The organism is Cellvibrio sp., from assembly GCF_053579595.1.
The window spans coordinates 1-8257 of record NZ_JBRFPI010000202.1; the positions used below are offsets into that span (position 1 = coordinate 1).

Genomic DNA, 8257 nt, shown 5'->3' on the forward strand with positions numbered 1-8257 from the left:
TGCGTATACGGGTAACCAACAATCGCCATATTTTAACAATTCACACCAGCACTGACTCAGGAAAAACCTGGGCGAAATACGGTGTGCAAATGGATGTGACTGGCTACAACCACAACGTTGCTTACGGTTTTATGAGTTTGCGCCCGGCGATTTATGCTGCAGGTAAAGGTAAAGTGCGCTTTAGCAATTTGGTTTATCGCGCACTACCGTAAAAAAAATTATTTCGCGCTGTTGATTGTTGATAAATAAAAAAGGGATGCCAGTTAACTGGCATCCCTTTTTAACAACGTACAAATTTAATTAAAACTTGTAGCTGGCACCTACAAAGTAACTTGCGCCGGCTGAGTGATCCAATACTAAACGAGCAACACCTTCAGTTTCATATTCATGCTTGGATTCATCAGTAATATTGACGCCCTTAAAGGTAATCTTCAGTTGGTCTGTGAGGTCATAACTTGCTGACACACCAACGTAATTACTGTCATCCACTACACGAGTCTGCCATGGAGTAGTGCTGGAAGTATTGGAATAGTATTCACCACGATAAGAGTTACTGATACGCGCCTGAAATCTCTCACCTTCCCAATAAAGAGTGAAGTTGTAAGAATCTTTAGATACGTTTCTCATCGGCGAACCACTATCAAGCTCTGCCTCATCCACCAGAGTGTAGTTCGACTGAATGCCAAAACCACGTACCCAATTTGGACCAGGCAGGAATGACAACTGTTGTTGCCAGGAAATTTCTGCACCCTGAATATTACCGCCACCACCATTAACTTTACGGCTCACGTCAAAGGGTTCATTGCGCAGGCTGTCAGCTTGTGCGCCGAGCAAGCTGTCGGGCAAGCCGAGTTGCGACCACGGAACGTCTTGGGTAACTTCAGAAGTTGGGAAAGATTCAACATCTTTTTGGAAGAGAGTTACGCCCGCCAATGCATCTTCTGAGTAGTACCACTCCACACCCAAATCAAAAGAGTCAGCACGGAATGGTTCGATCAATGGGTTGCCGTAACTCACTTGATAGTTACCAAAAGTAGAAACAGATCCACCCGGGTTCAAATCAGTTAACTCAGGACGCGCCAATACTTTGGCTGCCGCAGCGCGTACCACTAAATCTTCTGTCAGGTTATAAGCCAAACTTAACGACGGCAGTGTATCGCTGTAGTTATTTTTAGACACAACGGGCATCACAGTGCCATTTACAACGGTGATGCCGCCTGCAACCAAATCGGTTTCCGCTTCACGCACACCAACATTACCGCGCAAACGGTTGCCAAATAATTCGGTATCTATATCCAACTGCGCGAAGTAACCAAACACATCTTCCTCTACTTGGCGTGTGTTATTAGCAACAGCAGTGAACTTCCAGCAGCCTGAATCAAGGAATTCAGTTCTACGGTTAAAGTCAGGGTAGAAGAATGTTTGGCCACCCGCAGTTTTAACAAAACCATCATCGGCAGTGAGCGCTGGCGTAATTCCGCAAGCATTACCATCTTTTGCACCACCGTTGGCTACATCAACAGTAGAGAACGGGTTATCGGCTTGCATTTGGGTAATTTCATAACCGTATGATTTTTGCGTTGCACCAAACTTGACGGTGTAGCCATCAGCGATATCGTAGGCAAAATCGATGCGTGCCATATCGGTATCTGATGTCGCATCGTAAACGCGGTCACGATATTCAGAGAATTCCCAGTTAGCAGGGTTTGATGTATCGAAACTGTAATTAAGCACCGGCGATTTCATGTTGGTGTAATCCCAACTGATGGTATCGCTTGGGTCGGCATAGGTAACGTAATCGCGCGAGTCGTTGCTGCTAAAGTGTTCGTAAATCACAGTGACTTCGCGGTTATCCAATACCGATTCCGTTTGACCCGCCAAGATATTCATGCGGAAGTTGTCAGAGAACTCATGTTTCAAGTCCAAAGAAAACTGCGTGAATTCAGAAGACCAATCCGCACGAAACGCTTCAGAGCGGAAGTCAGCATCGGTCACTTCAGCGGCAACCAATGTGTAGTTGGAATCAACTGTATAGTCCAACACACTCATTTGACGCATGCCGGTAGCATCATTACGTGCAAGTGAAATGGCTTCCATAAATGGCTCATCGCGCGTTACATCAATTTTTGAATAGAGACCATCAACACTTAACAAAGTCGCATCAGCAATTTGCCATTGAAAACTGGTAGTAACACCCAAACGATCCTGATCGTTAGTTTTATCAGCGTAGCGTGCAATACGTGGATGCCACGAGGAGCGAACAAGATTTGCATCTGCACCGCAGTTTGCAGTAGTACAAACAAAACGGTTAGATCCCGACTGTTGGTTCCAACGACCTGTTTCAGCGCCAGTTAAAGGCGCTTCTTTTTGTGAATAGGCAACTGACGTCAGAAAGCCAAATACATCGTTATTGAAACTCAGTAAGCCGGACAAGCGCGGCTTAACACTGCCCGAACCATCGTAGTAGCCTGCTTCAACGTTTGCGGCGGCTGCAAATGAATCGTAATCAAATGGACGCGCGGTACGCAGACCCACAGTCGCACCGAGCGAACCGTCTTCCAATTCACCGGAAGTCGATTTGTATACATCCAGACGGCTAAACAGCTCAGAAGCAAATACGTTAAAGTCAAACGCACGGCTGGTGCGCACACCACCTGAACCTGCTGCAAGTGACTGTGCTGGCATACCGTTTACGGTAATCATGGTGTAGGCATCACCCAAGCCGCGCACGGTGATAGAACGACCTTCTCCGTCGTCCTGTTCAATAGCAACACCGGGAATACGCCCGAGCGATTCAGCCAGGTTTTGGTCGGGAAATTTACCTACGTCTTCAGCAAATACTGAATCGACAATACCGGTTGCTTCGCGCTTTACGTTAAGCGCATTTTTCAAACTCTGCGCATAACTACCCGTCACTACAACTTCTTCAACAGTATTGTCTTGTGAATGAACAACAGGTGCCAGCGATGCAGCTGCAATGGCTAACACAAGCGGATTAAGAGTGAATTTTCTCATGGCTATTCCCAGGTTTTATTGTGATGAACTCAATTCGTTTTTATTGGTATTAGAGACGCGAACATGCCGATGGGATTTAGCTGCAGAGCTAATTTTTTTATAAGTGCTTTTTTATGGCCGACAACCACAAGAAACCTATTCGTTAAAAAAGCCACCACAACGCAGTGGCAAGCATGGGGAATAGGCATCCTCACAGATGGCCTAAAATTATTATTATGGTCACTGTAAATATTTGCAATCTCCGGCTGATACATTTTATCGGACAATATATTTTTGTGTATTTAATACACACTTTTTGCAATGAATACGTTTACATTGCACGGTTACACCAATTTGATAACGGTTACATAAGACTTGTAATATCAAGTGGTGAAAAATTGGGATAAACGACAAAAACGATTTAAACATCGTTAAAGTTAAAAAATTAGGATAAACATCCCAATATGATAAGCACCGAAACCAGGTTTGGGCCGCGGCCTGAACTGCCCTGTGTTAGGAACACGGCTGCAGGCGAAGATGAAGTTAACCAGCCAGACTATGCGAAACCCGTTAAGCAAAAAACCGCGCCTTGTTGAGGGCGCGGTTTTTGTTTAACAAGTGAATCGAAAAAAGCGTTAATTATTTTCCACAACAACCACAGACTGTCATGGGTAACTGCTGGCCGGTTTTTGCATCCTGATTTGTCCACTGACCATTCCATTTCAATTGCGATGAAGAATTACCACAGGTGCTTGGGCAATTAGCATTCGCCTGCTGTTGGTTGTTGATAAGGCTTGCCGCCTGCACATCCAAACACTGGCCGGAACCTATAGCGATATCATCAAAAATATGACTTAAGCTGCCCGACGTCGTATTTTTTCCAGAGGCGGGGGACCCTGTGCCGGTATAATTGTGGCAACCAAAACAATTGGAAATAAATGTTGTAGCCGGGCCCATATTCACTGCCTGATATTCCGTTTCAGCAACGGTATTGGCCAAACGTAAAGAGCCGCGCTGGTTGGGAATTTGCGCCAAGCCGGTTTTATTGGGGATATTCGAGTCCTGTGTAATATCGCTAACCCAAAGTGCACCCACATTGAAATAATTCGTCAACACCGCAAAATTACCCGTTAGATACGGCTGCACACCCGCATTTAACGATTGAATATCGCTAACATTTTCCGAATATTTCAGATCACCTTCAGCAGAACCGTAAGGATATTCACGGCAAATTTCGGTTGGGTTGCCAGTAACCTTTTTTTGCGCGGAGGGATTATTAAAGCGGCACTGCACAACGCCGAGTACATCTTTGCTTTGCAAATCGGCTGTGCAGGTTTGACTCGCAAAGGACCAGCCTGTTGTAGTGGAAGGCGCTGAGCAATCGGGCGCATTAATTTTATGCTCAAAGGTCGCCCACACAAATTCAGGGTGATCCGGTGTTGCTACCGCTACGTGGAAACCAATCATCCCCAATTTGGTAGTACCTTTTTCCGAACCGATTTGCGCATCAACGGTAATAAATTTGCTGGCATCGTCACCCTTACCTAATACCTTCCATGCCGTTTTTAATTCCGTAGTGCCGCCGGGAAAATTTTGTTGTTGTTTGATGCCGTTGACATCACACATATTTTTACTAAAACGAACATCGTAATAGACCACATTGCCATTCTGGTCATAAATAGTTGCACCGCCGCCCGCCTGCCTGATACGCTCGGGAATGACAAAAGCGGTGCCCGCCTCTTCTGGCTTTCTGGTACGAATAAAAAATGTGTGGGAATCATGTTTATCATCGCAAGAATTTGCCGGAGTTCCATCGGCATTGACTTCAAGCTCATGATATTGGTCAGTGTCTTCAAAATTCCGGATTTTCGGATCAGCTTTGGATTGGGCCATTAAATAAGCAAAAGTTTGCCAGGAGAACTGGTAAAAATCACAGAAGGTTGAATCGCCAACTCCTGCACTCTGTTTCACTTCGGTTGGGAGACTGGGAGCAGTAAACCAGGTGGGGTCAGCAGCACAAGGCACAGCAGCCACTGACGATGTTGCTGCTTTTTCATTCGCAGCCATTGCACTGGCTGCACCAAAACCAGTTGCACACAAGAGTGCGACGCTTAACGCTACACGGGTTTTCTTATTGAATTTATTCTTCATCATAACTATCTAATCCTTTTGCAGAAAATAATCACACTGATACAAAGTATCAGCAACGATAAAGGCAAATCCCTGAATGATCCGCCCTGTCGATAACGCTAGACGTAACCAGCCTAGTTGGCGAATTGCGAATGAGTTATTACAGCCTATTACGCGACGGCAAGTTGAGTAGGGATTACACAAGATGGAGTGATTAAAACGCCAAAGTGATTTATCCTCCACACCAGACCAATGATGACCGGAGAGATGAGAGCATGAGCAGCCCCCAACGCGATATCACCCTACGTTTTTTGGCAGAGCCGCAAGATGTTAACTTCGGCGGAAAAGTTCACGGCGGTGCCGTGATGAAATGGATTGACCTCGCGGCCTACGCTTGCTCAGCGGGTTGGAGTAGCCGCTATTGCGTTACCGTCTATGCAGGCGGGATTCGCTTTGTTTCGCCCATCCATGTGGGCAATCTGGTTGAAGTCAGTGCAAAAATTATCTACACCGGAAAATCGTCCATGCATATTGCAATAGAAGTGAACGCATGCGACCCCAAATCACTCAACCGCCGCCTGACAACGCATTGCATAGTAATCATGGTCGCCGTGGATGAATCCGGCCAACCCGTCCAAGTACCTGCGTGGATACCGGAAACCGATGAAGATAAAGAACAACATGCCACAGCGATAAAACTGATGGAAATGCGTAAAAAAATTGGCGAGGAAATGCAGATTTTTGTTTGACCATTATTCACCCAGCACATTTGAGATTCAGGTTATGACGCAGCCCGCTGTAGCAAAAAACAAACAGAAAAAAGACGCTCGTGATCTTCGCGCTGAAGCGTTAAAAATTGCTAACACTATAAAAACGGAAGGCCAAACTCCGGTTGAAACCAAAGCGATTGCCAATGGTATCCAACGGGGAATGGAAATGTTTTTGCGGCAGCAAAGTGAAAAAACACGCGAGTTGGATAAGCGGGTAAAAAAAGTAAAACAACTATCCAATCAATTAACGCAACAAAAACCAGCAGATGAAAGCGAAGAAACTATAAATGCGCAAACCAATCCACGTTTACCCTGGATGCTACTTGCGCTATCGTGGGGTTTGTTTTTGGTCATAGCAGCTGTAAAGGTCTTTATTTGAACAAAGCAATCAATGATGACGCTACAATGCAATCCATGACAATACATTTTTAACAATAACCCAGAATAAACAATCAGGAAGAACTATGAATCGCCCTATGGATGTACATAATAATAATCGTCTTTACGGCCTGGACACACTTCGTGCTATCGCCATTCTTATCGTGCTGATCTATCACTACAAAGTGGTGGTAAGCAGGGAAAATATTTTCGGGTTTATGAGCCAACTGGGCTGGACTGGTGTCGATCTGTTTTTTGTATTGAGCGGTTATTTGATTGGCAACCAGATTCTTTCCGCCTTTGCCAAACGGCAGGATTTTTCCCTCAAACTGTTTTACATTCGCCGCTTCCTGCGCACCCTGCCTAATTATTATTTTGTGCTTGCGCTCTATTTTATTTTTCCAGTTGCACTGAGTGGAACAGACACAGCACCACTCTGGTCGTTTCTCACCTTTACCCAAAATCTGGATTTGCGCGCGGGCGAAACCTTTACACACTCCTGGTCACTGTGTATTGAAGAACAGTTTTATTTAATTTTTCCGGTGATCGCCTTACTTATTGCTTATACCAAGCGCTCCATTCCACTGGCTTGGATGGCAATTGCCAGCGCCATGTTGCTCGCCATATTTCTACGGGGACTTAATTGGTATGCACATGATGAGGCAGCAATTTCTATGCAATCCTTTATGGAGCATATCTATTACTCCAGCTTTACCCGCTTTGATGAATTGTTACCCGGGGTGGCGATTGCGCTGCTGAAAAATTTCCATCCTGCCACCTATACCGCAGTACTACGCAGAGGAAATCTTTTATTAGCCATTGGTTTAATAAGTACAGGAATAATGTTTTATGTATTTCGAAACTATGCCTACATCGAAGGCTACGGAACCACATTGACGGTAACCGCATTGGGTTATTCGCTTCTGGCAATCAGCTTTGCCATTCTGGTACTCGCCGCACTCAGCCCCAACTCCATACTACATCGCATACGAATTCCCGGCGCTGCGAGCATCGCACTTTGGTCTTATGCAATTTATTTAATTCACAAACCCATATTTCAGGTATTGAAGGTGCCGCTCACAGAATATGGCATTGATATTAATGGCGGGCTCGGGGTGGTGATTATTATGGCGGTGAGTATTTTTTGCGGATGGGCTCTCTACTTTTTTGTAGAAACACCTTTTATGAATATTAGGGGAAAATATTTTCCATCGAATTCAAGAGCAGAATTAACGCTAGATAAAAAACTACAACCAAGTCAGTAGAACTAAAAAATTGGCAATACAGGAGATCCCTCCCCTACCAGCTGTAACCAGAAAAGCAGTGCTGCATTATTGCAGCACTTTCAACGCCTTCATAAGCCGAAAGAAATCACCATTAAGCAGGTAATACTTAACTAATCCCTTTCTACCCATGCCAATATTATGGTAGAGACGCAACCTATAGGCTGCTTTATCCAACGTAATACTTTCACCAATTCGCCGACTTTCTTTTATTGCAGAAATGTAATTTCGGACGCAAAAGCGGACAAAAAAATAACGGGTAGCGACTTTCATATTTGGCAATTTTTTAGACCATAGCGCCCACACACCATCAACTCCTGACATCATGTGGTCTACTTTTTTTAAAGAGAATGAAGCAAGAATACTTCCTTCGCGCTGGCGATAGCGAACCCACACTTGCGGACAGTAGTAATAAGTGCGCACATCCAACGCAAGGCGCGGAGTCGTCACCATATCCTCAAAATATTTCCCTTCCGGAAATTGCAATCCCTGCGACCACAAGCTGCGTTTTGACACTTTTGACCATGCATGCAATTTCCCCTTTTTATACAACCCTTTAAAGAGGTTTTCAGGATCTTGTAACAAACAATTGGTATGGCCATCAAAGGTTGTAACCTGCGACTCCTTTTTGTGCTTGCGAGAATTGACTACAACGCCAGGCCGCCAGATTTGGTTATGTGTGACTATCAGATATGGCGCCCC

At 45.0% G+C, this 8257-nt stretch carries 6 protein-coding genes and 1 pseudogene; 4 read left to right on the top strand and 3 right to left on the bottom strand.

The annotated features are described in order from the left end of the window. Positions 1 to 212, top strand: a pseudogene (locus ACWA6V_RS13060) (family 43 glycosylhydrolase); the annotation flags it as partial. A gap of 88 nt (positions 213 to 300) precedes the next feature. Here ACWA6V_RS13060 and ACWA6V_RS13065 read toward each other — a convergent pair. Both ACWA6V_RS13065 and ACWA6V_RS13070 read right to left on the bottom strand, forming a co-directional pair. Beyond that, positions 301 to 3015: a TonB-dependent receptor gene (locus ACWA6V_RS13065; protein ID WP_449522901.1), complete on the bottom strand. Its 2715-nt coding sequence runs from the start codon at positions 3013 to 3015 to the stop codon at positions 301 to 303. A 618-nt stretch (positions 3016 to 3633) separates the two neighbouring features. Further along, entirely contained in the window at positions 3634 to 5148 is a 1515-nt protein-coding gene (locus ACWA6V_RS13070; RefSeq protein ID WP_449522902.1) for a mannan-binding lectin, read from the bottom strand. Between the two features lie 251 nt (positions 5149 to 5399). Between ACWA6V_RS13070 and ACWA6V_RS13075 the strand changes: the two genes are divergently transcribed. The 3 genes from ACWA6V_RS13075 (at position 5400) to ACWA6V_RS13085 (ending at position 7537) form a co-directional block, all read left to right on the top strand. Continuing rightward, positions 5400 to 5873, top strand: a complete 474-nt coding sequence (locus tag ACWA6V_RS13075) for an acyl-CoA thioesterase (RefSeq protein ID WP_449522903.1) — start codon at positions 5400 to 5402, stop codon at positions 5871 to 5873. A 34-nt stretch (positions 5874 to 5907) separates the two neighbouring features. Further along, complete coding sequence (locus ACWA6V_RS13080; protein WP_449522904.1) at positions 5908 to 6273, top strand: DUF2956 domain-containing protein; 366 nt, start codon at positions 5908 to 5910, stop codon at positions 6271 to 6273. Positions 6274 to 6358: 85 nt separating this feature from the next. Beyond that, positions 6359 to 7537: an acyltransferase family protein gene (locus tag ACWA6V_RS13085; RefSeq protein WP_449522905.1), complete on the top strand. Its 1179-nt coding sequence runs from the start codon at positions 6359 to 6361 to the stop codon at positions 7535 to 7537. 66 nt (positions 7538 to 7603) lie between these two features. Here ACWA6V_RS13085 and ACWA6V_RS13090 read toward each other — a convergent pair. Further along, positions 7604 to 8257, bottom strand: a 654-nt coding sequence (locus ACWA6V_RS13090; protein ID WP_449522906.1) for a hypothetical protein, incomplete at its 5' end; no start/stop codon positions are given.